We start from the raw sequence: 23,611 nt of genomic DNA, 5'->3' as shown, positions 1-23,611 counted from the left end.
CCTGCCGGTCAGCCCTGATCCACGTTCGCTGTGAGCAGGCGCAGCAACTGCTGGGCCATGGTGTGCTGTTCGGGGGTCAGCCCCAGGGCCTGGCCGATGTCCACGGGGACGTTCCGGGCCCGGTCCTTGAGCTGGGCCCCGGATGCGGTGAGGAGGATGGCGACGGAGCGCTCGTCGTCCTGACGGCGTTCGCGGCGGAGCAGCCCACCGGCCTCCAGGCGCTTCAGGAGCGGGGAGAGGGTGCTGGACTCCAGGTGGAGCGCGGCCCCCAGGTCGCGTACGGAGATCGAGTCCTGTTCCCAGAGGACCAGCATGACCAGGTACTGCGGATAGGTCAGCCCCAGCTCGTCGAGCAGCGGGCGGTACCGGGCCGTGACCGCGCGTGAGGCGGCGTACAGGGCGAAGCAGAGCTGGTCGTCGAGGAGCAGGCTGGGTCCCGGTGCCGCTCCGGCCGTGTTCGCGATGTCGCCGGCTGTACTCACGCTGTCGCTCCTCGCTGCATCGGTGGTCTGCGACGTATTCTGGTGCAACCGCCGTCAGGGGCCACCGCCCCTTCGAAGCACACCGCCCCGGCCGGGAGCGACCCCGGCCGGGGCGGTGCTGTGCGGACCGGTCGGCCCGCAGGGGTGTGCGGCGAGGATCAGGCGAAGTTCGCCAGGGCCTCGTTCCACGTGGCCGACGGGCGCATGACCGCGGCGGCCTTGGCGGGGTCGGGCTGGTAGTAGCCGCCGATGTCGGCCGGCTTGCCCTGGACGGCGACCAGCTCGTCGACGATCTTCTGCTCGTTCGCCGTGAGGGTCTCGGCGAGCGGGGCGAAGGCCTTCGCCAGGTCGGCGTCATCGGTCTGCCTGGCCAGCTCCTGGGCCCAGTACAGGGACAGGTAGAAGTGGCTGCCGCGGTTGTCGATGCCACCGACACGACGGGACGGGGACTTGTCCTCGTTGAGGAAGGTGGCGGTGGCGCGGTCGAGGGCGTCGGCGAGGACCTTGGCGCGGGTGTTGCCGGTGACCGTCGCGTACTGCTCCAGGGACGGGACCAGGGCGAAGAACTCACCGAGGGAGTCCCAGCGCAGGTAGTTCTCCTTGACCAGCTGCTGGACGTGCTTCGGGGCGGAGCCGCCGGCACCCGTCTCGAAGAGGCCGCCGCCCGCCATCAGCGGGACCACCGACAGCATCTTGGCGCTGGTGCCCAGTTCCAGGATCGGGAAGAGGTCGGTGAGGTAGTCACGCAGGACGTTGCCGGTCACCGAGATGGTGTTCTCGCCGCGTCGGATGCGCTCCACCGACAGCTTGGTGGCCTCGACCGGGGCGAGGACACGGATGTCCAGGCCCTCGGTGTCGTGCTCCGCCAGGTACGCGTCGACCTTGGCGATCAGGTTGGCGTCGTGGGCGCGGGTCTCGTCCAGCCAGAACACCGCCGGGTCGCCGGTGGCGCGGGCGCGGGTGACGGCCAGTTTCACCCAGTCGCGGATCGGGTCGTCCTTGGTCTGGCAGGCGCGGAAGATGTCGCCGGCGGAGACGGTCTGCTCGATCACCACGTTGCCGGTCTGGTCGACGAGGCGGACCGTGCCGGTGGTCGGGATCTCGAAGGTCTTGTCGTGGGAGCCGTACTCCTCGGCCTTCTGCGCCATGAGGCCGACGTTCGGGACCGAGCCCATGGTCGACGGGTCGTAGGCGCCGTTGGCGCGGCAGTCGTCGACGACGACCTGGTAGACGCCGGCGTACGAGGAGTCCGGGAGCACCGCGAGGGTGTCGGCCTCCTGGCCGTCCGGGCCCCACATGTGGCCGGAGGTGCGGATCATGGCCGGCATCGAGGCGTCGACGATGACGTCGGACGGGACGTGCAGGTTGGTGATGCCCTTGTCGGAGTCGACCATCGCCAGCTCCGGGCCCTCGGCGAGCTCGGCGTCGAAGGAGGCCTTGATCTCGGCGCCCTCCGGCAGGGCCTGAAGGCCCTTGTAGATGCCGCCCAGACCGTCGTTCGGGGACAGGCCGGCCGCGGCCAGCGTCTCGCCGTACTTCGCGAACGTCTTCGGGAAGAAGGCGCGCACCACGTGGCCGAAGACGATCGGGTCGGAGACCTTCATCATCGTGGCCTTGAGGTGCACGGAGAACAGCACGCCCTCGGCCTTGGCCTTGGCGACCTGCGCGGTCAGGAACTCGCGCAGCGCGGCGACGCGCATCACGGAGGCGTCGACGACCTCGCCCGCGAGGACGGGTACCGACTCGCGCAGCACTGTGGTGGAGCCGTCGTCGCCGACCAGCTCGATCTTCAGGGCGCCGGCCTCGGAGATCACCGCGGACTTCTCGGTGGAGCGGAAGTCGTTCTCGCCCATGGTCGCGACGTTCGTCTTCGAGTCGGCGGACCAGGCGCCCATGCGGTGAGGGTGGGTCTTGGCGTAGTTCTTGACCGAGGCGGGGGCGCGGCGGTCGGAGTTGCCCTCACGCAGGACCGGGTTCACGGCGGAACCCTTGACCTTGTCGTAGCGGGCCTGGATCTCCCGCTCCTCGTCGGTCTTGGGGTCGTCCGGGTAGTCCGGCAGCGTGTAGCCCTGGCTCCGCAGTTCGGCGACGGCCGCCTTCAGCTGCGGGATCGACGCCGAGATGTTCGGCAGCTTGATGATGTTCGCCTCGGGCGTCTTGGCCAGCTCGCCCAGCTCGGAGAGGGCGTCGGGGATGCGCCGGCCCTCCTCCAGGTACTCCGGGAAGACGGCGATGATGCGCCCGGCCAGCGAGATGTCACGGGTCTCGACGGAGACACCGGCCTGCGAGGCGTACGCCTTGATCACGGGCAGGAACGAATGGGTCGCCAGGGCGGGCGCCTCGTCAGTGTGCGTGTAGATGATGGTCGAGTCAGTCACCGGGTGCTCCGCTCCACGTCTGCAACATTGCTCGACATCAAGATATCTCGTGACGAGGCCGAGCTCGACAGGGGTCCGCCGCTCGCTCCGCGGACGCCGCGGGCGGCGGACCCGGGGTGGGTGACTCTAGGAAGCCACCTCGACGGACGGGATCGACGCCTCCCGCTGGTGCGGGATCTCCAGACTGCCGCCGGGCTGGACCGTGATCGTCCGCCGGGGCGCCGGCATGGTGATGCCTTCTGTCCGGTACCGCCGGTGCAGGCGCTTGATGAACTCGTGCTTGATGCGGTACTGGTCGCTGAACTCCCCGACCCCGAGGATCACGGTCATGCCTATGCGGGAGTCGCCGAAGGTGTGGAAGCGGACGGCGGGCTCGTGGTCGGGGACCGCGCCCTCGACGTCCTTCATGACCTGAGCGATGACCTCGTTGGTCACCCGCTCGACATGCTCCAGATCGCTGTCGTAGCCGACGCCCACCTGCACCAGCAGGGTCATGTCCTGCTCGGGCTGGTTGAAGTTGGTCATGTTCGTGCCGGCGAGCTGGCCGTTGGGGATGATCACCAGGTTGTTGGAGAGCGACCTGACCGTCGTCTGCCGCCAGTTGATGTCGACGACATAGCCCTCCTCGCCGCTGCTCAGCCGGATGTAGTCGCCCGGCTGGACCGTCTTGGAGGCGAGGATGTGGATGCCGGCGAAGAGGTTGGCGAGGGTGTCCTGCAAGGCCAGGGCCACCGCGAGACCGCCGACACCGAGGGCGGTGACCAGCGGGGCGATCGGGATGCCCAGGGTCTGGAGGATCACCAGGCAGCCGATAGCGAGGACGGCGACCCGGGTGATGTTCACGAAGATGGTGACCGAGCCCGCGACCCCGGCCCGGGACTGGGTGACCGAACGCACCAGACCGGCGATCACCCTGGCGGCCGTGATCGTGGCGATGAGGATGAACAGCACCGTCAGGGACTGGTTCACGGTGTGCTGCACCGTCTTCGTCAGCGGCAGCACCGCCGCCGCTGCCGCCGCGCCGCCGACGAACGTGCCCCAGGGCAACAGGGAGCGCAGCGCGTCGACGATGACGTCGTCACCGCCCCAACGGGTCTTCGTCGCGTGGCCGCCGAGCCAGCGCAGCAGCAGGCGCAGCAGGAACGAGGCCAACAGGCCCGCCGCCAGAGTGATTCCGGCCACGAGGAAGTCGTCGAGGACGAGGCCCCGGGTCATCGGCCGCCTCCCGAGGGAAGTGGGGAGCGGCCGACGGGCCGTATGTCAGGCCCCGCGGGCCGTATGTGATGTGTCGTCACCTTGCCACCTGCTCGAATCCGTCATGCACGATCACGCCGGCCCGGACGTGCGGACGGCGTCGGGCGCGACCGCTCATCCTGCCGTATCCGCCAGGCTGATCGGCACCGGACCGGCACGGATCGGCCGACGACAGGCCACGGGCCCACGGGAATGTCCGGATGTGCACCGCCGGTACGAAGGCCTCCTCTTCAGCCTCGGGCCGGCAGGCACCCGGCGGTCAGATCGCATTCAGCCGGACCGGCGCGACGAGCGTCAACGCGCCCGGCGGCAACGGCATCCAGAGCGTGATGATCCGGTACACGTCGCCCCGGTCGCGGGCAGCGGGACGGCGGTCGACCGGCGGGGGACTCCGCCGTACGCGGGCACATCTCACCACGGGTGTTGACCTCAAGCTTGGTCGAGGTTCTAGCGTCCTCCGCATGAGTATGGAGACCACCGCCTGGACCCAGCTGCAGGGCATGATGACCGCCCGGCAGCACAGCCGCCCCCTCGCCCGGACGACGCTACGCCGTATCGGCGCCTTCGCCCGTCCACATCGTCGCCGTATCGCGTGGTTCGTCGCCCTCAGTGTCCTGACCGCGCTGCTCGCCGTGGCGACGCCGGTGCTCGCGGGGGCCGTCGTGGACGTGATCGTGTCGGACGGGGACGAGGCACTCGTCGTCCGCTTTGCCGTGCTGATCGCCCTCATCGCGGTAGCCGAGGCGGCGCTCGGGCTGTGGGGCCGGCGCCTGTCGGCGACGCTCGGCGAGGGACTCATCCTCGATCTGAGGACCGCGGTCTTCGATCATGTGCAGCGCATGCCGGTCGCGTTCTTCACACGTACACGTACGGGAGCGCTCGTCAGCCGTCTCAACAACGACGTCATCGGCGCCCAACGGGCCTTCAGCAACACCCTGTCCGGAGTGGTGAGCAACCTGGTCACCCTGCTGCTCACGCTCGCCGTGATGCTCACCCTCTCGTGGCAGATCACCCTGCTCTCGCTCGTCCTGCTGCCCGTGTTCGTGATCCCGGCCCGGCGCATGGGCCGTCGTATGGCCCGGCTCCAGCGGGAGGCGGCCGACCTCAACGCGGCGATGGGCACCCGGATGACCGAGCGGTTCTCGGCGCCCGGCGCCACCCTGGTCAAGCTCTTCGGACGGCCTGACGAGGAGTCCGCCGAGTTCGCCGAACGGGCCCGCCGGGTACGGGACATCGGCGTGCGGACGGCGAGGGCGCAGTCGGCGTTCATCACCGCCCTCACCCTCGTCTCGGCCCTCGCGCTCGCCCTGGTGTACGGCCTCGGCGGCTGGTTCGCCCTGCGCGGCACCCTGGAGGCGGGCGCGATCGTCTCCCTGGCGCTGCTGCTGACCAGGCTGTACGCGCCGCTGACCGCGCTGGCCGGAGCCCGCGTGGAGATCATGAGCGCCCTGGTGAGCTTCGAGCGCGTCTTCGAGGTGCTGGACCTGAAGCCGCTCATCGAGGAGAAACCGGACGCCCGCGAGGTGCCCGACGGCCCGGTGACCGTCGAGTTCGACGACGTCCGCTTCGGCTACCCGTCCGCCGACAAGGTTTCCCTCGCCTCCCTGGAGGAGGTGGCCTCCCTCGACACCCGCGGCGGCACCGAGGTCCTCCACGGCGTCTCCTTCCGCGCCGAGCCCGGCCAGACCGTCGCCCTCGTCGGTTCCTCCGGCGCCGGCAAGTCGACCGTCGCCCAGCTGCTGCCCCGGCTGTACGACACGGACGCGGGCACCGTCCGCGTCGGCGGCGTCGACGTGCGCGACCTGAGCGCGCGGTCGCTGCGCGGCACCCTCGGCATGGTCACCCAGGACGGCCACCTCTTCCACGACACCGTCCGCGCCAACCTTCTCCTCGCCCGCCCCGACGCCACGGACCACGACCTGTGGGACGTTCTGCGCCGGGCCCGCCTCGACGACCTCGTACGTTCCCTGCCCGACGGCCTGGACACCATGGTCGGGGAGCGCGGGTACCGGCTCTCCGGCGGCGAACGCCAGCGCATGACCATCGCCCGGCTGCTCCTGGCCCGCCAGCGCGTCGTCATCCTCGACGAGGCCACCGCCCACCTCGACAACACCTCGGAGGCGGCTGTCCAGGAGGCCCTCGTGGAGGCGCTGGAGGGCAGGACCGCCGTGGTCATCGCCCACCGCCTGTCGACCGTACGGTCCGCCGACCAGATCCTCGTCGTCGAGGCCGGCCGGATCGTGGAGCGCGGCCGGCACGAGGAGTTGCTGGCGGAGGGCGGACGCTACGCGGAGCTGTACCGGACGCAGTTCGAGAAGGCGGAGGCCGAGGCTCCCAGCGTGGCGGCGGCGTAGGAACGGGGCGGTTCGCCGGGGTCCGGTCCTCCGCACCGGTCGTCGAGGACCGCCCGTGAGGGCAGGCGGGCGCAGGGCCACCCCGAGGTCTCGACCTCGCACCCAGTGCCCGCTCGACGTCGAGGGTCGCGTCCGGGACCGTCGTACGCAACGGGCCGCACGGGGCGACGACGGCCCCCTGTTCGCCCACGGCTCTACGAGGCGGTCCGGGCGCTGTCCACCGGCAGCGCGTACACGGCGAAGGCGCGCCGGATGACCGGCTGGGCGACATTGCGCACCCGGACACCGCCGCTCGTGATGCCGTGCTCGGTGCCCAGGTGGGCATGGCCGTGCACGGCCAGGTCGGCGCCGGACTCGTCCATCGCCTCGGCCAGCAGATAGCTGCCGAGGAAGGGGTAGATCTCCAGCGGCTCGCCGACGAGCGTGTCCGCTACGGGCGAGAAGTGCGTGAGCGCGATACGGACCGCGCAGCCGTCCTCCGCCAACTCGTCGAGGGCGCGGCGCAGTCCGTCGGCGAGGCCCCGGGTGTGGCGGACGAAGGCCTTCATCTCGGGTTCACCGAACTCGCTGCCGCTGCGCCCGGCGAAGCCGCCGCCGAACCCCTTGGTCCCGGCGACACCGACCCGCACCCCGTCGACCTGGACGACGGTTCCCTCGCCCTCCAGCACGGTCACCCCCGCGTCCCGCAGCACCTCCGTCACCTCCCCCGGGCGCTCGGCGTGGTGGTCGTGGTTGCCCAGTACGGCGACGACCGGCACCGGCAGCCCCGCCACCTCGTCGGCGACGACCCGCACCTCCTCCGGGGTGCCGTGGCGGGTGAGATCCCCGGCGAGCAGCAGGATGTCGGCGTGGCCGGGCAGCGTGTCGAACGCCGGACGGAGCAGACCCCGGCTGTCCGGCCCCAGATGGATGTCCCCGACGGCCGCGACCCGGATCACGACAGGTCCTCGGAACGGTCGGGCGCGGTGACGTCGGCCAGTGCGATGTCCGCCCGGACGGCTACGCCCGGCAGCTCCGCCGCCGCGATCCGCAGGATCGCCTCGCGATCGGCCGCGGTGGACGCCGTGCCGGTGATGTGCACGGCGTCGCCGCGCGCCTCGATCCGCATCCCGAGCTCGGCCAGATCACCCCGGGCGAGCCGCTCCCCGAGGTGGGCTATGCGGTACTCGGTACTCGCCGGCGGGCGGGTGCCACCGTCGCTGGGCCCGTCCACCGGTGGGCCTTCATGTCCTGTCGCCATCGCCGGTCTCCTCAGGGTCGATCACATGGAGGCGCTCCAGCAGATAGAGGAAGGCGGCCGGCATCGGTTCGCCGCCGCACTCGCGCCGTACCCGGCTCCAGTCGATCTTCTCCCGCAGGGTGCGGGCGATCGGCAGCACGGCACCGAAGTCGCAGTAGTGCTCGGAGAACGCCAGGAGACGTCCGACGAGCAGATCAGTCGCCGCCAGCACGGGCATCCACACGGACTGGACCGAGAGCACCTCCGCCCGGTCCAGCAGTTCGCGGCTGACCGGCGCCCGGGACGGCCGGAAGATCAGGTCGACCTCCTGGCCCTGGCTCCGGGTCTTCAGCAGCCAGTCCTCGGACGGCTGGGCCACCTTCAGCCCCGCGGCGTCCAGCGTGCCGGTGACGGCGTCGATGTCCTCCGGCAGCACACAGAAGTCGACGTCGTGCTGGAGCGTCCCCGGGCCGCCGTGGGCGTACACGGCGACACCGCCCGCCAGCGCGAAGGGATGTCCGCCGGCCTTGAGCAGCGAAGCGACCTCTTTGGCCGCTTCGAGAATGGCCTGGGTGCGGTCGCGAGGGAGTCCGTCGTCGTCCGGGTCGGCCAGATCGCCCATGTCTCCACGATAGTGCGGCTCCGGCCGATGGCCAGACGGGCAACGCGGCTCACGGTGACCGGCGAGGCGACCGATGTCGGTGGTCCGCACCGCGTCTGGGGCGGTGGACCGCGAGAAGTTCCAGCTGGACTCCAGTGAAGCCGGGAGCCGGGAGCCGGGAGCCGGGAGCCGGGATCAGGGGTCCGCCGACCGCGGCGGCCCTGAACTGCCCTCTGCCGTTGGTCACCTCCCCGGCGTGGGCGCCGTCCGGGCGCCTGCGTGACCACGCGAGCCGTTAGGGGAGCGCCGAGCCGGCGTCGTCGTACACAAGAAGGCGGTCACCGCGAAGGCGCACGCCCGGCGTCGGACGGTGCGCTGTGAGGCGTCCATCGTGCATCAGGTGGTGGACGAGCATCCCGCGGGCCAGGACGGCGAAGTCGGCGATGAGGCGCCGGTGGCATCGCCACCACACCGCTTCGCTGCACATCACCGCGGTGCGCTCCTGACCCGCTTGGCGCATGAGGGCATCCATGGCGGTGACGAACTCCGAGCTGCGGGTATGAGCGGCGTAGCCGCGGAAGGACGTGTTGCGCCAGACCGTGTCGGGAGAGTCCGGCGCCGGTTTGCGGAAGCCGCCCAGTCGCGGCTCCCACCGGTAGGCGATGCCCTCTTCGGGCATCCACCGGGCGAGCCGCTGTCGTGACAGGTTCGGGTCACGGCGGCTGCCGGGAGCGGTCCTGACGTCCACGACGGCGACAACGCCGGCTCCCCGAAGGAGTTCTGTCAGCGTTCCCCGGTCCGCGGTGCTGTGGCCGAAGGTGATCAGTTCGAACCGGCGCGTCGGAAACCCGTCTGCGGGGGCGGTCCGGTCATGGGCCATACATCGAGTGCAGCAGCTCCAGGCCGGCGTCGCACCGTCCGATCCCGCCCCGCTCGGCTGTGCGGGGCGGCGGGGCAGGCCGGTCAGGGCGAGGAATTCGCTGCGGGGGGCGGGCGTCGGTGCGCAGCGAACCGAAAGGCGTGGAGGCCGTGGTCGTCACGGCGGGGGCCTGACGCCGCGGCGCGTCCCGCACGTGTGCTCGGCCTGGATGGCCACGCCGACGCCTGGGTCGCAGGGGCCCGGAGCCGATCGGCGACCTGCTGGGTGAGCCGCTCCCGCACCTGAGGGCGGCGGGCGAAGTCGTCGACCATCCACGGCTGCCAAATCCGTGACCGGGTGTTCCAAGCGCGCCGCGCTCGGCGACTGCCGAGCGGCAGTCACCATTCGTGCCGGGACGACACCAAGCCCTTCGTTTTGCGGCGGCGCGTGGGCCGCGGGAGTCTGAAGAGGTGATTCGTCGGCGTGTGGTGGCCCTTGCGCCCGGCACGCCACTGACGTCGCGCGCCGAGAGCGGTGTCGAGTCGGCTCCCTGCGGTGCGGGCAAGGCCCCGATGGACTACCTGGCTCCTTCCATCCCCCTTGAAGAGCGCATGGGAGCCTCGGCGCGCATCTCGCCCTGGGAAGTCGCCGACCACCTGACCGAAGACCTGAACCGCCACACCGCCGGAGAACACCGGGACGACATGACCGCGCTCGCCGTCCGCGGGACCGGCTGAATGGTTCTCCGTCACGGCAGCACACCACCGCCACGGCTTGGAGGCATCAGCAATGACGAACGCCGCCCCTCCCGCACCGATCGTGGTAGGCACCGACGGCTCTCCCGCCTCCGGGCCGGCCGTACGCTTCGCCCTTCAGGAGTCCCAACTACGCGGGACCGGACTGCGCGCGGTTTGCGCGTACGACTTCACCACCAGGTACAGCGGTTTCGAATGGCCCGCCGCCTCCGGTTTCCGCGATCTGGACACGCAACTGCGCGACACGACGCTGGAAGCTGTCACCAAGGCGCTGGAGGAGGCCCGGGAGCAGGTCGGTGGCGCGCCGGTGGAGGTGGAGGTCAGGGTCGAGAGGGGACGCCCGTCGCAGGTCCTGCTGGACGCGAGCGAAGACGCATGCCTCCTGGTGGTCGGTAGCCGGGGCTCGGGTGTATGGGGGCGCCTCACCCTGGGCTCCACCAGCACCGAGGTCGTGCATCACGCCCATCTCCCGGTCGTCGTCGTGCCCGGCGGGCAGCCGGGTCAACCGTCGTGAACGCCTTCACTCGGCGCTTGTGGTCGTGCTCCGTCGTCCAGGCGAGCAGGTCCGGGGCCTTGCCGTCGCTCGGTCTGGGCATGAGGACGCCAGTTGGTCCTCCCGCGATGTTCAGCATGAGAGGTGTCCTTCCGGGCGTGGATGGGGGAGCCCGCCGCCGCGCCGGCATGGGGGATGTGCGGGGCGGCGGGCGGAACGGCAGGGCGGTTTCGGAGGTCTCCTGACTCGTACAGACAAAGGAAGGGGAAACCGGACAGCTGCGGCGTGGTGCGGTGCCGCGTCGCCGGACGGCGCCGGCTCTGACCGGCGCTGTCCGGCGTCCGGTTACGCGGCGTCGCCCTGGGCCTGAGTGGAGATGTCGGCCCATTCCTCCCAGGTCTTCAGTCGCTCGGCGTAGGCCTGGGGGACGAAGTGGAGGGGGGCGGTGCCGAAGAAGACGCGCAGCGGGGGGTTGTCCGCGTCGACGATCTTCAGCAGGGCCGGGCCGGTTGCGGCCGGGTCGCCGGACTTGACGTCGCCCCAGGCGGCGGCCACGGCCGTGCGCAGGTCGTCGTAGACGGGAAGTTGTTCGGCGAAGGTGGCGGAGGAGCCGGCCCAGTCGGTCTCGAAGCCGCCGGGCTCGACGAGGGTGACCTTGATGCCGAAGTCGGCGACCTCCTGGGCGAGGGCCTCGGTCAGGCCCTCCAGGGCCCACTTGGAGGCGTTGTAACCGCCCAGGTTGGGGAAGGAGACGACGCCGCCGACCGTGGAGATCTGCACGATGTGGCCGCCGGCCTGGGCCCGCAGGAGGGGCAGGGCGGCCTGGGTGACCCACAGGGCGCCGTAGAAGTTGGTCTCCATTTGCTGGCGGACCTGCTGCTCCGTCAGCTCCTCGACCGCACCGAACAGTCCGTAGCCGGCGTTGTTGACGACGACGTCCAGGCGGCCGAAGTGGTCGTGCGCGCTCTGGACGGCCTCGAACGCGGCGGCCTTGTCGGTGACGTCCAGCTTCAGCGGCAGGAGCGCCTCGCCGTGGGCGGCCACCAGGTCCGCGAGGGAGTCGGTGTCGCGGGCGGTGGCCGCGACCCTGTCGCCGCGCTCGAGGGCCGCCTGGGCGAACCGGCGGCCGAAGCCGCGGGAGGAGCCGGTGATGAACCAGACCTTGCTCATGGAAACGCTCCGTTCGAAATGAAGTATCGCAGAGAGACCATACGGCAAACTGATACGCAGTATCAAGATGAACCCTTGATGCACCGTTCCCTGGTGCCGGACGACCGTGAACGCGGACGAGCAGTAGCCCCCACCGCCCGCTAAAGACAGGCCACGCTCTGACAGCGCGGCGTCGCTCTCGTGCGGGCGTCGCGGCCGGCCTCGGCGAGATGGAGTTCCTGCGCATGCCGGTGGCGTGGGTGCGGCCTGCGCTCCAACTGGCCCCGGTCCTCCAGTCCGGCCACCGCCTGGGACCACCGGGATCCCGGCCGCGGTCAGCTTGTCGTACGCCTTGTCGAGCAGCACGTTGAAGCGGGCGCACACCCCTATCTCAGACGGCCGGATGCCTTGGCTGATCCAGCCTTCGACGCGCTCGACGAGCGCCGCGACCTCCGCCTGCTCGGAGCCGTACCCGTCCACGTGGGGCCTGAGGCCGTGCAGCAGGGAGCGGTATCCGGCCAGGCTGTCGCTTCCCTCGCCGCCCAGGTCGTCGATCGACACCGGGCTGAGGATGCCGGTCGACCAGAGGAGGATCTCCTCCGTGGAGCGGTAGTTGATGTGCCGACGGTGGGTGCGGCCGGCCACCGGGATGCCCAGGGAGCCGAGCGACACCTTCGAGTCGTAGATGCGCTGGTGCGGGTCGCCCGTGATGAACAGGTCGTCGCTGCCGGGTGCCACCGCGCCGCGCAGGACACGCCACTGCGCGGGGTGCAGATCCTGCGCCGGTGAACTCCCCACCCTGGACGGACACTCCGCAGTCGATCATACGCGCGGGGTGTTCTCCAGCCGCTGGGCCACCTCCTCGATGTCCGTGAGCAGACCGGGCGGTTCCTGGTCAAGATCGAGGGCGTGCTGATGGATGACGATGCCCGCGTGGCGCACCCGGTGGGCGGCGTGCGCAGCATTGCCCTTCGCGTACACCAGGTGCCCTTCGCGCAGGCCGAGGGCCGTGCAGTACGCCAGCATCTGGTACAGGTCGGCGTCCGGGTAGCCGCCCTGTTTCTCCGCCTTGTACTTGGCGTCGACGACCGCGCACGGGGTGCCGCCCGGCCCGTACAGGACGAAGTCCGGCTTCATGCGGATCGCGGCGGCCTCGTCGAGGTAGTGGGAGTCCTGGAGACGGGCGGTGTGGCCGCCCGAACACCGGTCCCGGTCCCGGCCTTGGCTGTGGAAGGTCTCCCGTAGGGCGGTTGTCACGAAGTCCTCGAAGAGCCTGTTCATGTCGAAGAGGAAGCCGTCGATGCGCAGACCGCCGGGGCCGTGCTCGGCGGAGGCACCGTCCAGGACGACGCGCGCAAGACGCAGGGCCTGGTGGTAGCGGGAGTTGAGACGTGTAGGACGCCAGTCGGGGATCGGCTGTCCGCGCACGATCGCCGTGACGTCGGTCAGGCGGACGCGCTGGTGCAACAGCCTGCGGCGTACGTCGCGCGGTATGCCGGGCAGGCGCAGGAGACGTTCGACGGCCGCACGGAGGATGCGGTTCTCCGCGATGTCGGTCGTGAACTCGTCGTACGCCACCTCGATCGGCGGCATCGCCCCGAAGCGCCGCCGGATCTGTTCGGCATCCCTGATCCGGCCGCGGACGACGAGCGCGGATTCCTCGGTCGCCCGATAGCCCTGCAACAGGCCCTGCCGCAGGGCCCGGTCCACCTGCCGTTCCACGGCGTGGGCGAGCGCGGGCAGCAGATCGCGGTGCTCGGCCATCTCGACCTCGCCGTCTCGCCAACTCCGCCTCGGATCAAGGCTGTAGCCGAGCAGGAAGAAGAGCCGGACGATGGGCAACTCGGCGGCCAGCTCGTCCGTGGGCTCGGGAAGCTCCAGCTCTCGGCGTGCGGTGAGCGCCGGGATCTCCACGCTCGGGTCCCGCTCCACCGCCTCCGCCTCCGCGACCAGTTCCTGGTCGGACCGGCCCAGTCCTTCGATATGTGCTTGTACGGAGGTGAGGTCGACGACATCGTGCTGGACGGACAGCTTCTGCTGAAGCTCTTCCGGCAGGTCGTCGTACGGATAGCCGGCCGCCTCCCACTCGACCGGTCGACGCAGGTTGCTCCGTCCGTCGTCCGACGCGACCTGTTCGACCTCGCCCGCGATCTCTCCGGCGTACAGCCGACCGCCGGAGATGGTGCACACGGTGTCTCCGGGTTTCATACGGGAGAGGAAGGCGTGCAGGTCCTCAACGAGCTGCTGCTGGTCTTCACCCTCCCCACCTCCGGCGTGGACGGCTTCGTGGAACAGCTCGGGCCCGAGAGCGAACTGAGGCAGCGCGACGAGCCCCGCGAGAGTGTCGCGAAGGCCATGGCTCCCTTCTCGCACCTCGGACTCCCCGAACCCGAGTCGTTGCCGGACGTGCGGGAAGGGCAGGTCTGTGCCCCCTGCGGCGGTGGCCTGAACTCCCTGGCGATCGCCATGCACAGGCTGGACGACGGCAAGAGCCGCGTCTACCTCAGGGCAGTCGACTGACGGCGGTCTTCGGCGCCTGGCGGCCGGTGGCTCCGGCTTCACGACCACCCACACGGTTTTCCGGAGGGCGGGTGCGGATCGGTGCCCCCAAGGATGTGACCTACCCTCACTTCGTCGTCAGCCGCGACGGCTGGTCGGTTCCCGGCGGTTCAGCAGGACGTTGGCGTCGGGGCGGCCAGACCGTGGGTCAGTACGGAGGTGAAGTCCTCGGTGGTCGGGGTCCGGAAGGCGCCGAAGCCGTCGAAGAGGCCCCGGTTGTCCGCCCCAGCTGTCGTGTCCTCTTCCACCGCGCCCCCGTCGTCGCCGCATGTCGCGTCCGAGGGGCGCCCCGTCCCCTGCGATCGGAAGTCGCACGACGCGACGTCGCCGCCGAGTTACGGGCGGCTGGCCGAGGCGCTTGGAGACCCCGTTGCCGCGTCGGCGCCGTTAGCCTGTGGGCATGTCGGAGCGTGTCATGCCCGGTCGCACGGACGGCCTGATCACCCTGGGTGCCGCGGACGCTCTGTGGGTCGATCTGACGGCCGGCAGTGCTGTGCCGACGGCTTCTGGGGCGTTCACCTGCTCTCCTGCCCATGCCCGGGTGGGGTACGTCCTGCTCGGCGGCCATGTGGTGGCGACGGTGAGGGCGAGCGGCGGTCAGTGGAGTGTCCCGGAGGGTGAGGTGCGCCGGGCGGCCGCGGAACTGAACGCGGTGGGGATGGACCGGCAGGACCTGGTCCGCATCGGTCCGTTTCGTGTGGCGCCGAGGCAGGAGTGCGACGAGGAGACGCGGCTGCGTTGGCGCCGGCGCATCACGGGTGAACTGCGGGAGCCGGGCGGCGCCGAGCGGGCAGCACGACGTGAAGTCGGCCGGCCGTACCATCTGGCGGGGATCGACTGGCGACAGATGCTCGTGGAGCAGACCCGCGACGGGACGCAGCGGACGTGGTGGCTGCCGCGCGCCGTGGTCCGGCTGCTCGACGCGGCCGAGCACACCGAAACGCAGTGGGTGCAAGCCGCGCGGACCCGCCGGGCAGGCGCAACCGCCACCGAGCCGCCCTCCCACCCCCGGCGGGCCCGAGACGCCGACGGTCGGCAGACGACGAGCCCCGAGGGCCCCACCGCCTCACCGCGCCCGTACAACGCAGAGCTGGAAGGCCAGCTGTACTCGGTGCTCAGCAGGAAGCCCGGTACCTCCCGCAGGGTGGCCGGGTGGGCGTGCGCCGTCTGCCGCACCGCGCCCGCCACCGTGCTCGACCACTGCCACGAACACGGCTACGTCCGCGCCCCCGTCTGCCAGTCCTGCAACACACTGGAACGCCCCGACCACCTGTACAGCAACGACATCCGGGTGGCGAACCGCTACACACGCCTCTTCCACACCGACACCGACGACTGGCTCCGCCACTGGCACCGCTGCCCCGGCTGCCGCGCACGCACCACCCTGCCCCTGCCGCACCTCGCCGCATGGACCGCCCACATAGCCTGCCGATCGCTGCGCCCGACCCACCGAGCCCCCCGCGGGCGCACGCCCTGCGGTGTCCTGCGCGTGTCCTGGACGGGCAGTCAGAACGCCCCCCGTTCCTGCCTGCTCACTGTCGCCGTCGACTGCTGCCCCTCCGGCGAGCACCGTGTCCTGACGCGAGTCCCCTACCGCGAAGCCGTCGAGCTGTTTCGCATCTGGTTGGCCGAGACGGCCCCTGCCGTGGCCGCCGCGGCCGGTCCTGACCGCGTGGACGGCCTCCCCACCCAGTCCCGGCCAGTCATCGCGGACACCAGCGGCGAGGGCCTGGCGCTCTTCTGAGCGGGCACCGGGGGACCTGACACCCCAACGTCACCCCGCAGCCACCGGCCTCCGACACGGTCACCCCGCACGCCCGGCGAAACGCACGGCGAAACGCACGGCAGAAACTCGTGCGGCTGCCGCACCGAGGAAGGCCTTTTCGACGCAGCCGAGTTCGCCGACAACGCTGCCGCGGGGTGACACGTGCTTCTGCGGGCGGCCGCGGGTCGGCAGCCGACGATGGTACGCCTGAGCCGGAACCGGTTCTTGCAGCGGCGGTGAGCGCGGGCCCGGCCCCGCGCGAGTCCGATACCGACGGGGCGCGCGGATCACCGACCGGGAACGTCAACTTCATTTGACGGCATCGCTGGTTCGGGCGCACAAGGGTGGGCCCGCGCTTAGCCGGTGCCTCCCCAGAAAAGAATCCTCTCGACAAGACGCTGTCGAAAGGACCAACTCATGTGCCGCACCCGTGTCTTCATGCTCGCCGCCGCCGGTGCGCTGCTCGCGGCAAGCGCCGCCACCGGCACTGCCGCCGCGGCGGAGCAGGGCGACGTTGTGGTGTTCAGCACGGAAGTGACGCCACTGACTGTTTATCACGATCCGCACGGGTGCCAGAAGCTGCCGCCCGGCGCGCACGTGCTGACGAACCGCTCCGATCGTCCCGTCACCGTGTACGCCGACCCGTTCTGTTTGACCCCCGGCCTCACCGTGGAGCCTGGATACGGCTCGCACGTGGCGCCCGGCAGCGGCAGTTTCTCCGCCTGAGCCACCGCTGTTCCCGTTCAGCCCCCCCACACAGAGGAGAACACGCGCACATGGCCGCCGATCTCGTCGTCATCGGGCTGGGGCATGTCGGGCTGCCGCTCTCCAGAGCCGCGGTCTCGGTCGGCTTGGCGACCGTGGGCTACGACGTGTCCGGCACGGTGGTGTCCGGACTCGCCGAAGGCCGTTCCCATGTCGGCGGCGTCTTCGACGCCGAGGTCGCGGCCATGCTGGACGCGGGCTTTCACGCCACGACCGACCCAGCGGTCCTGGACGGCGCGCAGACCGTGGTGATCTGTGTGCCGACCGGACTCACACCGGAGGGCTTACCCGACCTGTCCGCGGTCGAGGACGCAGCCCGGGCCGTCGCCGCCCGGCTGCGCCCCGGCATGCTCATCGTCCTGGAGTCCACCAGCTATCCCGGCACCACGGAGGAGGTCGTGAGGCCGCTGCTGGAGCACGGCAGCGGGCTGCGGGCGGGCGAGGGCTTCCACCTGGCGTATTCACCGCAGCGCATCGACCCCGGCAACGAGACGTGGACCATCCGCAACACACCGAAGGTCGTGAGCGGTTGCAGTGCTCTGTGCGCCAAGTACGCCGTCGCGTTCTACTCCCGTTTCGTGGACCATCTCGTGGTCGCCCGCGGCACGCGGGAGGCGGAGATGGCCAAAATCCTCGAGAACACCTACCGGTACGTCAACATGGCCCTGGTCGACGAAGTGGCACTGTTCTGCCACGAGACCGGCATCGACATCTGGGACGTGCTGCACTGCGCCGCGTCGAAGCCGTTCGGCTTCGCACCGTTCAGGCCCGGACCCGGCGTCGGCGGGCACTGCATTCCCGTCGACCCCCGCTATCTCGCCGCGCGGGCCGACTCCCAGGGCTTCGCCTTCCGCACGCTGGCAGCCGCCCACGAGGTCCTCGGCCGTATGCCGAACCATGTCGTGGACCGAGCGCTGGCCCTGCTCACCGAGGTCCGGGGCCGCCCTGAGGGCGCACGGGCCCTGCTGCTCGGAATCACCTACAAGGCGGATGTGGCCGACGTCCGGGAGACGCCGGCGCGCCCGGTGGCGGCAGGACTGCTCGCCGCCGGTGCCGCGGTGTACTACCACGACCCGTACATAGCCGAGTTCACCGTCGGCGGCCGGTCCCTGCCGCGCGCCGAGAACCTCCGGGAAGCCATGGCCCAGGCTGATGTGGCGATCCTGCTGCAGGACCACGCCTGTTACGCGAGGGAAGCACTGGGCCAGGACCGCTGCGCCCTGCTCGACACCCGCGGCAAGGCCGTGGGCAGCCGGGTCACCCTTCTCTGATCCCCGCGCGCCGGCCTGGGCCGGTGCCTCCCTCCTGCCGGCCGCCGCCGGCCCCAGAGCCCGCGCAGCGGCACCGCCCTGCGCGGTCGCGGCCCTGCCCAGGTGCCGCGGTCCGTCACCACCCGACACCAGCCGACACCATCGGACACCGTCCGAGACTAGGAGAGACATATGAGCACCGCTGTCGCCAACGACCGCCTGGCGAAGCGCTTCGAGAGGTGGGACACCGACGGCAACGGCGTCCTGGAGGCGAGCGACTTCCAGGGCGAGGCCGCCCGGATCGCCCAGAACCTCGGCAAGAGCGCCGACTCCCAGGAAGTGCAGGAGCTCCACAGCGCCTTCCAGGGGCTGTACGAGCACCTGGCCCAGAAGGCCGGCGTCCCGGCCGGTGGCGCCATCAGCCGGGAGCAGTTCCTCGACGCCACGGGGGAGATGCTGTTCAAGGAGGGTGAGGCGAGTCTCAACCGGGCGCTCTCGCCCATCGTGAAGGCGCTGATCCGCCTGTGCGACGACAACCACGACGGCGAGATCGACGCCCGTGAGTTCCAGGCCTGGCTGTCCGCCGTCGGCGTGCCGGCCTCCCAGGCCGGGGACATGTTCCAGAAGGTGGACAGGAACGGCGACGGCAGGCTGTCCGAGGATGAACTGCTGCAGGTCGTCCGTGACTTCCACTTCGGCCGGCTGGAGGCCGAGTTGCTCGGCTGACCCGCGGGAGCGGCAGCTGTGACCCGGGTGGGCGACCACCCGGGTTCCACGGCCACCGGATGGCGCCGCCCGTTCAGCGGGTCGGCGCCATCCGGTGCGCGACCGCCTGTTCGCGGAAGTGCCCGTCCGCTTGTGCGGAAGCGCTGTCCAAAACAGCCTCCGCGGATGTCCTTTCAGAGCCGGCACCTGCGGATACCCTTGCGGAAACCGCTTTTGCGGATGGCTCTTCAGGAGCCGGGCGGCGCGGGGACCGCGCCGTGGTCCCCGGCCCCGCCCTGGACGAAGGTGACGGCACTCTCCGGCCGCAGGCCCAGGTCCCGGCCGCTGACCGGACGCGCCGCATGGATCAGAATGTTGTAGTGGTTCGGAAGGTGACAGGCGTCGAAGCCGAGCACCGTGCCGACCGTCGTGTCCCCGATCCGCACCAGGTCACCCCGGTCGATCACACCGCCGCACAGCAGCTCGGCGAAGCCCAGGAAACCCACCCGGTCGATCCGGGCGCCGGAGCACGGGTCCCACTGGTCGGTGGTGACCAGTTCGTGCACCTCGCCCCGGAGCACGCAGCGTGCCGCGTGCTCCTCCAGCCGCATGCCGCGGTCCGTGCGGCGGTGCACGAGCACCTTGACCAGTGATCCCCGCACCACGCGCTTCGGGCCGTCCTCCGCCGGATTCACCGGTCCGCCTCCGCTGCCGTCGCATCCGGTGCGGGCCGGGCACTGCGATAGGCCGACTCCACCAGTTCCAGCGCGGGTAGGCCGCCGTGCGCCCCCGGGCCGACCGGGGCACCGGTACGGACCAGCGCTGCGAACTCGGTGAGGATCGCCTCGTACTCGTGCCACAGCGACGCCTTGAAGCCGGTGTGCCCCGCCAGCATGTCGGCGTGCAGCACCTCTCCGCCGGCCACCTCCACCTCGATGTCCTTGCGTTCTCCCGGGTACGACCAGTCCAGCTCGACCGACGCCGTCGCTCCGGTACGGCCGTGCAGGCTGATCACCGCCTGACGGTCGACGCCGGCGCCGTCGCGGTGGATCTCGCAGCCGGTGACGGCGAGTTCACCGAGCAGCAGCCGTACGAGGTCGAGGGCGTTGGGACCGTTGTCCGCCACACAGCCGCCGCCGCAGCGGGCCGGGTCCAGGTACCAGTCCTCGCCGCCGAGATGCTCCTCGATGCGCTCCAGATAGCGCACCCGGACGGAGCGGATCTCCCGGCCCGCCGTCCGGCGCGCCAGTGCGCGGACGGCGGCGTTGTAGCGGCGGTGGAACGCCGTCATCAGCGGGACCCCGCAGCGCCGCGCCAGATCCACCAGTACGGAACCCTCGGCCGCGGTCAGGGCGAGGGGTTTCTCGACGCAGACCGGCACACCGGCGACCAGGGCGTCCCGGCACAGGGGCAGGTGAACGTCGTTGGGCACGGCCACGACCAGGGCGTCCGGTCGCGCCCGCTCCAGCAGCGTGCGGTGGTCGCGGAAGCGTGCGGCCCGGCCGGGAAACTGCTCCAGTGTCTCGTCACGGGCGTCGCAGACGGCGGTCAGCTGCCACTCCGGCAGCCGTTCCGCGGCGGCCAGGTAGTAGGGGGAGATGGCGCCGAGGCCGACGACGCCGAGCCGCAAGGGCCGGGTCAACGCGGGCTCCCGGGGCCGCGGAGGAGACCCTGGTCGGTCAGTTCCGCGTGGAGGTGCGGGGGCAGGGGGATGCCGTGGCGGCGGCGCTCGGCGGCGAGTTCCGCCTCCTGCCAGCCCGGGTAGCGCACCGGCTCGCCGCCGCGCACCGGCGGGCAGTCGACGAGCGCGCCGAACAGGGACCGGGTCGCGGCGGTCAGGTCCGCGCCGGGTCGCAGCACCCCCGGGGCGATCGCGAGGAGGAAGAAGCCGATGTCGTCGTCGCTGCCGTGCGCTCGGCCGTCCCCTTCCAGCGCGGCGGGCGCGGGTCCCACGGCCGCGCCGGACACGACGGCGGCCAGCAGTTCCACGGCGATGCCGAGCCCGTAGCCCTTGTGGACGCCGGTCTCGGCCGTGCCGCCCAGCCAGCGCAGAAAGGCCTCGCCGCGGTCGAAGGCGGACGGGTCGGTCACCGGGTCGCCCGCCGCGTCCTCCAGCCAGCCGGAGGGCACCGGGGTGCCGCGGCGGGCGGCGACGCGGACCCGTCCGGTGGGCGCGACGGTGGTGCTCATGTCCAGCAGGAACGGGTGTTTGTCGAGGGCGGGCGCTGCGATGCTCAGCGGGTTGGTGCCGAGCATCGCCACCGCGCCGCCCGGGGGGCGTGCGATGCGCTGGCCGCCGCAGTTGCTCGCGACCACGCCGATCATCCCGGCGTGCGCGGCGCGCACGGCGTGGAAGCCGGCGCACCCGAAGTGGGTCGCCCCGCGCACCGACACCAGCCCGACCCCGTGCCGGCCGGCCCGTGCCACTGCGTCGTCCATGGCCTCGGCCGCGGCCCACAGGCCCAGGGCGCGGCGGGCGTCGACGACCGCGCAGGCGCCCAGGTCGGTGAGGACCTGTGGTTCGGCGCCGGGGTCGCAGCGGCCCGACTCCAGCAACGGCAGGTAGAGCCGGGTGAGGTTGAACACGCCGTGCGAGTCGAGCCCGGTCAGGTCGCCGTGACACAGCGCGTCCACAGCGAGCCGGGCCCGTGCATCAGGGATGCCGTGGCCGGTGAACAGGCCGGTGAGCGAGGCATGCAGCTCCGCGTGGTCGACCAGGACGGGTGTGCGCTCGACCGTCGCTCGTGGGGCGGTGGGTGCCGTCATACGGGATTCCTTACAGGGCGGGGCGGTTCTCTTCGGAGGTCGTTCGCTTGGGGTGCGGTGCTCTACGGGGGTCGGTGCCCTGACGGCGCCGGCACCGCTTCGGCGAAGAACGTGACGAGCCGGTGGACCACGCCGGCGAAGTCCTCCAGGTCGGCGAGGTCGACGAACTCACCGGGCGCGTGGGCGCGGTTGGCGGCGAGACAGCCGGGTCCGAGCACGGTGGTGAAGGCGCCGTCCAGGCCTGCGGCCCAGATGGCGTCGCAGGTGAAGCCGGGGTCGCCGGCCGCCGACCGGGCTCCCGCGCGGGCCAGGAGCTCCTCGGCCCACGGGTCGGAGTCGTCCAGGGCGGGCAGGCCCTGTTTGTCCCAGCCGAGCCGGGTGATCCGTGCCGCGTCCCGCGCTGTGCGGGCGAACTCCCGGCTGGTGGCGAAGAGTTCGGTGAAGCGGTGCAGGCCGTCGGCGACGTGCCGGGTGACCTCGGTCTTCAGGCGGTCGCCGTCGGAGGTGCGGCGGTACGACAGGTTCATCAGCAGAGTGCCGGTGCCGTGGACGCGGTTGTGTGTGCGGCCGGTGTCCACTCCGGCGACGCACACCCGTGTACCGGGTACGGCCCCGTCCAGGCGGGCGGCGAGGTGCTGGGCCAGGAATCCAAGCAGCACGGTGGCGTTGTGTCCGGCGTCCGGGTGGTCGTCCACCGCGTCCTCGCCCGCGACGGTGATCCGCGCGGTCATCGCGGCGGTGGCCCGGGGCAGCGCGCGCAGCCCGGTCGGCTCGCAGAACACGTTGAGGCGGCCGTGGTGCCCGGCCTCCAGCAGCGGGCGGGTGCCGTAGGTGCCCAGGGCGCCGCCCTCCTCCCCGGCGACGGCCTGGAGCAGGACGGTGACGTCCCGTCCGACGGCGGGGTGGGACGCGGCGGCCCGCACCCCGGCGAGCAGGGCCACGGCGGGTCCCTTGGCGTCGACCGCGCCCCGGCCGGTGAAGCGCACGCCGTGGAAGGCGGGCGGGGTGTGTCCGGCGACGGTGTCCAGGTGGACGTTGAACATCACGGTGTGCGCACGGGAACGCTCGGGTCCCAGCCGCAGCAGCAGGCTGGGCTGGTCCGCGAGGAAGCGCGGATCGCGGGCGGCGGCGCGGACCGTCAACGGCACGCCCGGACGGTCCAGGCAGGCGGCGGGCGGACTGGCGAGGCGGATGGTGCGCAACCCCGCTTCGGCGGCGGCCGTCGCGTACAGCTGGAGGATCTCGGGCAGCCGCGACGGCGGATCGTCCGGGCCGGCCTCCAGGGGGTTGACGCTCGGCAGGCGCAGCAGGTCCAGCAGCAACTCCCGGTGCCGCCCGGTGAACAGAGCGCTCACGCCGGGCCGCCCAGGGGGCCGGTGACCGGCTGCTCGGCGCCCAGCAGCCCGGCGAGCGCCTGTCCGGCCCGTACGAAGAGGTCGGTGGCGTCCTCACCCGCCCGGGCCAGTCCTTCGTGGGGACGCACGGCGAGATGGGGTTCCAGGGAGAGCGCTCCGGTGTAGCCGTGGGCGGCCAGAAGCTCCAGGCATTCCAGCACCCCGGCTTCGCCCTCGCCGGGCAGGGTGTAGGCGGTGCCTCCGTCCGGGGTGCGGACGGCGTCCTTGATGTGGACGTGGACGACGTGGGGGGCGAGGTGGCGGAGCATGTCCGGGGCGCGGTAGCCGTACGGGACGCCGTTGCCGGTGTCGAACAGCAGCCGCAGGGCCGGGCTGCCGACGGCGCGTAGCAGTCGTAGCGCGCGGTCGGCCCGGTCCCCGGCCCAGCCCGCGCAGTTCTCGTGCACCAGTACCAGGCCCGCGCGCTCGGCGCGGTCCGCCAGGACGGCGGTGCGGGCCAGGACGCGATCGGCCCACTCGGTCTCCGTCAGACCGTCGTTGGGGTACGACATGATCCGCACCAGACGGCAGCCGAGGGCGGCGCAGCGCTCGGCCAGGACGTCGAGTTCGGTGAGGTCCTGGCCGAGGTCGCCGGTGATGGGACGGGACCAGTTGCCGATCCGGGAGGCGACGGCGGTCACGGTGACGCCGGCGTCCGCGAGCCGCCGGGCCAGCGTGCCGAAGGCGGCCGGGGAGAGGTCGGCGAGGGCCGTGCCGTCGACCGTGCGCAGTTCGATGGCGTTCCAGCCCAGGCGCCGCAGGGCGGCCAGCTGTCCGTCGGTGCCGGGCGCCGCCTCGTCGCCGATGCCGGCGAGCGGCCCGAACCCCCGGACGCGGGGGCCGGCGGCGCTGTGCCGGGCCAT

23 protein-coding genes are annotated in these 23,611 nt (G+C 71.6%); 8 read left to right on the top strand and 15 right to left on the bottom strand.

Annotated elements, in window-relative coordinates:
- Positions 1–8: 8 nt before the first annotated feature.
- The 3 genes from WBG99_RS02785 to WBG99_RS02775 all read right to left on the bottom strand — a co-directional run bounded on the left by WBG99_RS02785 (position 9) and on the right by WBG99_RS02775 (position 4,075).
- On the bottom strand, positions 9–482 hold the full coding sequence (locus tag WBG99_RS02785; RefSeq protein ID WP_338894761.1) for a MarR family transcriptional regulator: 474 nt from the start codon (positions 480–482) through the stop codon (positions 9–11).
- 158 nt (positions 483–640) lie between these two features.
- Positions 641–2,860 carry an NADP-dependent isocitrate dehydrogenase gene (locus tag WBG99_RS02780; RefSeq protein ID WP_338894760.1) on the bottom strand — a complete coding sequence of 740 codons (2,220 nt, stop codon included), beginning with the start codon at positions 2,858–2,860 and terminating at the stop codon, positions 641–643.
- 126 nt (positions 2,861–2,986) lie between these two features.
- A complete protein-coding gene (locus WBG99_RS02775) occupies positions 2,987–4,075 on the bottom strand; it encodes a mechanosensitive ion channel family protein (protein ID WP_338894759.1) in 1,089 nt (362 codons plus the stop codon).
- 506 nt (positions 4,076–4,581) lie between these two features.
- On the opposite strand from WBG99_RS02775, the gene WBG99_RS02770 reads away from it, so the two are divergent.
- Positions 4,582–6,468, top strand: a complete 1,887-nt coding sequence (locus tag WBG99_RS02770) for an ABC transporter ATP-binding protein (protein WP_338900185.1) — start codon at positions 4,582–4,584, stop codon at positions 6,466–6,468.
- A 194-nt stretch (positions 6,469–6,662) separates the two neighbouring features.
- Here the strand turns inward: WBG99_RS02770 and WBG99_RS02765 are convergent, their stop codons facing one another.
- The 4 genes from WBG99_RS02765 to WBG99_RS02750 form a co-directional block, all read right to left on the bottom strand.
- The gene (locus WBG99_RS02765) at positions 6,663–7,406 is read right to left on the bottom strand and encodes a metallophosphoesterase (protein ID WP_338894758.1); all 744 of its coding nucleotides are present in this window, start codon (positions 7,404–7,406) and stop codon (positions 6,663–6,665) included.
- Positions 7,403–7,708, bottom strand: a complete 306-nt coding sequence (locus WBG99_RS02760; protein ID WP_338894757.1) for a BON domain-containing protein — start codon at positions 7,706–7,708, stop codon at positions 7,403–7,405. Before WBG99_RS02760 ends, WBG99_RS02765 begins: the two co-directional genes overlap by 4 nt.
- Entirely contained in the window at positions 7,692–8,309 is a 618-nt protein-coding gene (locus tag WBG99_RS02755; RefSeq protein ID WP_338894756.1) for a nucleotidyltransferase family protein, read from the bottom strand. The genes WBG99_RS02760 and WBG99_RS02755 overlap by 17 nt, the downstream gene beginning before the upstream one ends.
- A 274-nt stretch (positions 8,310–8,583) precedes the next feature.
- A complete protein-coding gene (locus tag WBG99_RS02750) occupies positions 8,584–9,168 on the bottom strand; it encodes a DUF488 domain-containing protein (protein ID WP_338894754.1) in 585 nt (194 codons plus the stop codon).
- A 464-nt stretch (positions 9,169–9,632) separates the two neighbouring features.
- On the opposite strand from WBG99_RS02750, the gene WBG99_RS02745 reads away from it, so the two are divergent.
- Together WBG99_RS02745 and WBG99_RS02740 are read left to right on the top strand one after the other, a co-directional pair.
- Entirely contained in the window at positions 9,633–9,884 is a 252-nt protein-coding gene (locus WBG99_RS02745) for a hypothetical protein (protein ID WP_338894753.1), read from the top strand.
- 52 nt (positions 9,885–9,936) lie between these two features.
- On the top strand, positions 9,937–10,416 hold the full coding sequence (locus WBG99_RS02740) for a universal stress protein (protein ID WP_338894752.1): 480 nt from the start codon (positions 9,937–9,939) through the stop codon (positions 10,414–10,416).
- A gap of 324 nt (positions 10,417–10,740) precedes the next feature.
- Here WBG99_RS02740 and WBG99_RS02735 read toward each other — a convergent pair whose 3' ends face one another.
- Positions 10,741–11,565: an SDR family oxidoreductase gene (locus WBG99_RS02735; protein ID WP_338900184.1), complete on the bottom strand. Its 825-nt coding sequence runs from the start codon at positions 11,563–11,565 to the stop codon at positions 10,741–10,743.
- Positions 11,566–12,366: 801 nt separating this feature from the next.
- Positions 12,367–13,752 (bottom strand): restriction endonuclease, encoded by a 1,386-nt coding sequence (locus tag WBG99_RS02730; RefSeq protein WP_338894751.1) that lies wholly within the window; start codon positions 13,750–13,752, stop codon positions 12,367–12,369.
- A gap of 15 nt (positions 13,753–13,767) precedes the next feature.
- Between WBG99_RS02730 and WBG99_RS02725 the strand changes: the two genes are divergently transcribed.
- Positions 13,768–14,064 (top strand): hypothetical protein, encoded by a 297-nt coding sequence (locus WBG99_RS02725; RefSeq protein ID WP_338894750.1) that lies wholly within the window; start codon positions 13,768–13,770, stop codon positions 14,062–14,064.
- A 149-nt stretch (positions 14,065–14,213) separates the two neighbouring features.
- Here the strand turns inward: WBG99_RS02725 and WBG99_RS02720 are convergent, their stop codons facing one another.
- Positions 14,214–14,351 (bottom strand): hypothetical protein, encoded by a 138-nt coding sequence (locus tag WBG99_RS02720; protein WP_338894749.1) that lies wholly within the window; start codon positions 14,349–14,351, stop codon positions 14,214–14,216.
- 152 nt (positions 14,352–14,503) lie between these two features.
- Here WBG99_RS02720 and WBG99_RS02715 point away from each other — a divergent pair, with 152 nt between their 5' ends.
- The 4 genes from WBG99_RS02715 (at position 14,504) to WBG99_RS02700 (ending at position 18,609) form a co-directional block, all read left to right on the top strand.
- Complete coding sequence (locus tag WBG99_RS02715; protein WP_338894748.1) at positions 14,504–15,847, top strand: endonuclease domain-containing protein; 1,344 nt, start codon at positions 14,504–14,506, stop codon at positions 15,845–15,847.
- A gap of 438 nt (positions 15,848–16,285) precedes the next feature.
- Positions 16,286–16,594 (top strand): hypothetical protein, encoded by a 309-nt coding sequence (locus tag WBG99_RS02710; RefSeq protein WP_338894747.1) that lies wholly within the window; start codon positions 16,286–16,288, stop codon positions 16,592–16,594.
- Positions 16,595–16,644: 50 nt separating this feature from the next.
- Positions 16,645–17,904 carry a nucleotide sugar dehydrogenase gene (locus tag WBG99_RS02705; protein WP_338894746.1) on the top strand — a complete coding sequence of 420 codons (1,260 nt, stop codon included), beginning with the start codon at positions 16,645–16,647 and terminating at the stop codon, positions 17,902–17,904.
- Between the two features lie 171 nt (positions 17,905–18,075).
- Positions 18,076–18,609: an EF-hand domain-containing protein gene (locus WBG99_RS02700; RefSeq protein ID WP_338894745.1), complete on the top strand. Its 534-nt coding sequence runs from the start codon at positions 18,076–18,078 to the stop codon at positions 18,607–18,609.
- A 227-nt stretch (positions 18,610–18,836) separates the two neighbouring features.
- Here the strand turns inward: WBG99_RS02700 and WBG99_RS02695 are convergent, their stop codons facing one another.
- The 5 genes from WBG99_RS02695 to WBG99_RS02675 form a co-directional block, all read right to left on the bottom strand.
- Positions 18,837–19,283 (bottom strand): hypothetical protein, encoded by a 447-nt coding sequence (locus WBG99_RS02695; protein ID WP_338894744.1) that lies wholly within the window; start codon positions 19,281–19,283, stop codon positions 18,837–18,839.
- The gene (locus tag WBG99_RS02690; protein WP_338894743.1) at positions 19,280–20,230 is read right to left on the bottom strand and encodes a Gfo/Idh/MocA family oxidoreductase; all 951 of its coding nucleotides are present in this window, start codon (positions 20,228–20,230) and stop codon (positions 19,280–19,282) included. The genes WBG99_RS02695 and WBG99_RS02690 overlap by 4 nt, the downstream gene beginning before the upstream one ends.
- On the bottom strand, positions 20,227–21,354 hold the full coding sequence (locus WBG99_RS02685) for an Ldh family oxidoreductase (RefSeq protein WP_338894742.1): 1,128 nt from the start codon (positions 21,352–21,354) through the stop codon (positions 20,227–20,229). The genes WBG99_RS02690 and WBG99_RS02685 overlap by 4 nt, the downstream gene beginning before the upstream one ends.
- A 62-nt stretch (positions 21,355–21,416) precedes the next feature.
- On the bottom strand, positions 21,417–22,709 hold the full coding sequence (locus WBG99_RS02680) for a M20/M25/M40 family metallo-hydrolase (RefSeq protein WP_338894741.1): 1,293 nt from the start codon (positions 22,707–22,709) through the stop codon (positions 21,417–21,419).
- Positions 22,706–23,611 (bottom strand): sugar phosphate isomerase/epimerase family protein, encoded by a 906-nt coding sequence (locus WBG99_RS02675; RefSeq protein WP_338894740.1) that lies wholly within the window; start codon positions 23,609–23,611, stop codon positions 22,706–22,708. The genes WBG99_RS02680 and WBG99_RS02675 overlap by 4 nt, the downstream gene beginning before the upstream one ends.

It is taken from the genome of Streptomyces sp. TG1A-60 (assembly GCF_037201975.1).
Classification (GTDB): Bacteria; Actinomycetota; Actinomycetes; order Streptomycetales; family Streptomycetaceae; genus Streptomyces.
This window is presented reverse-complemented; position numbering and strand designations above follow the sequence as displayed.

Coding starts and splice junctions, on each gene's coding strand:
- WBG99_RS02775 (WP_338894759.1), bottom strand. CDS start 4,075: ATGACCCGGGGCCTCGTCCTCGACGACTTCCTCGTGGCCGGAATCACT.
- WBG99_RS02770 (WP_338900185.1), top strand. CDS start 4,582: ATGGAGACCACCGCCTGGACCCAGCTGCAGGGCATGATGACCGCCCGG.
- WBG99_RS02760 (WP_338894757.1), bottom strand. CDS start 7,708: ATGGCGACAGGACATGAAGGCCCACCGGTGGACGGGCCCAGCGACGGT.
- WBG99_RS02755 (WP_338894756.1), bottom strand. CDS start 8,309: ATGGGCGATCTGGCCGACCCGGACGACGACGGACTCCCTCGCGACCGC.
- WBG99_RS02750 (WP_338894754.1), bottom strand. CDS start 9,168: ATGGCCCATGACCGGACCGCCCCCGCAGACGGGTTTCCGACGCGCCGG.
- WBG99_RS02740 (WP_338894752.1), top strand. CDS start 9,937: ATGACGAACGCCGCCCCTCCCGCACCGATCGTGGTAGGCACCGACGGC.
- WBG99_RS02735 (WP_338900184.1), bottom strand. CDS start 11,565: ATGAGCAAGGTCTGGTTCATCACCGGCTCCTCCCGCGGCTTCGGCCGC.
- WBG99_RS02730 (WP_338894751.1), bottom strand. CDS start 13,752: ATGAAACCCGGAGACACCGTGTGCACCATCTCCGGCGGTCGGCTGTAC.
- WBG99_RS02715 (WP_338894748.1), top strand. CDS start 14,504: ATGTCGGAGCGTGTCATGCCCGGTCGCACGGACGGCCTGATCACCCTG.
- WBG99_RS02710 (WP_338894747.1), top strand. CDS start 16,286: ATGTGCCGCACCCGTGTCTTCATGCTCGCCGCCGCCGGTGCGCTGCTC.
- WBG99_RS02705 (WP_338894746.1), top strand. CDS start 16,645: ATGGCCGCCGATCTCGTCGTCATCGGGCTGGGGCATGTCGGGCTGCCG.
- WBG99_RS02700 (WP_338894745.1), top strand. CDS start 18,076: ATGAGCACCGCTGTCGCCAACGACCGCCTGGCGAAGCGCTTCGAGAGG.
- WBG99_RS02685 (WP_338894742.1), bottom strand. CDS start 21,354: ATGACGGCACCCACCGCCCCACGAGCGACGGTCGAGCGCACACCCGTC.
- WBG99_RS02675 (WP_338894740.1), bottom strand. CDS start 23,611: ATGGCCCGGCACAGCGCCGCCGGCCCCCGCGTCCGGGGGTTCGGGCCG.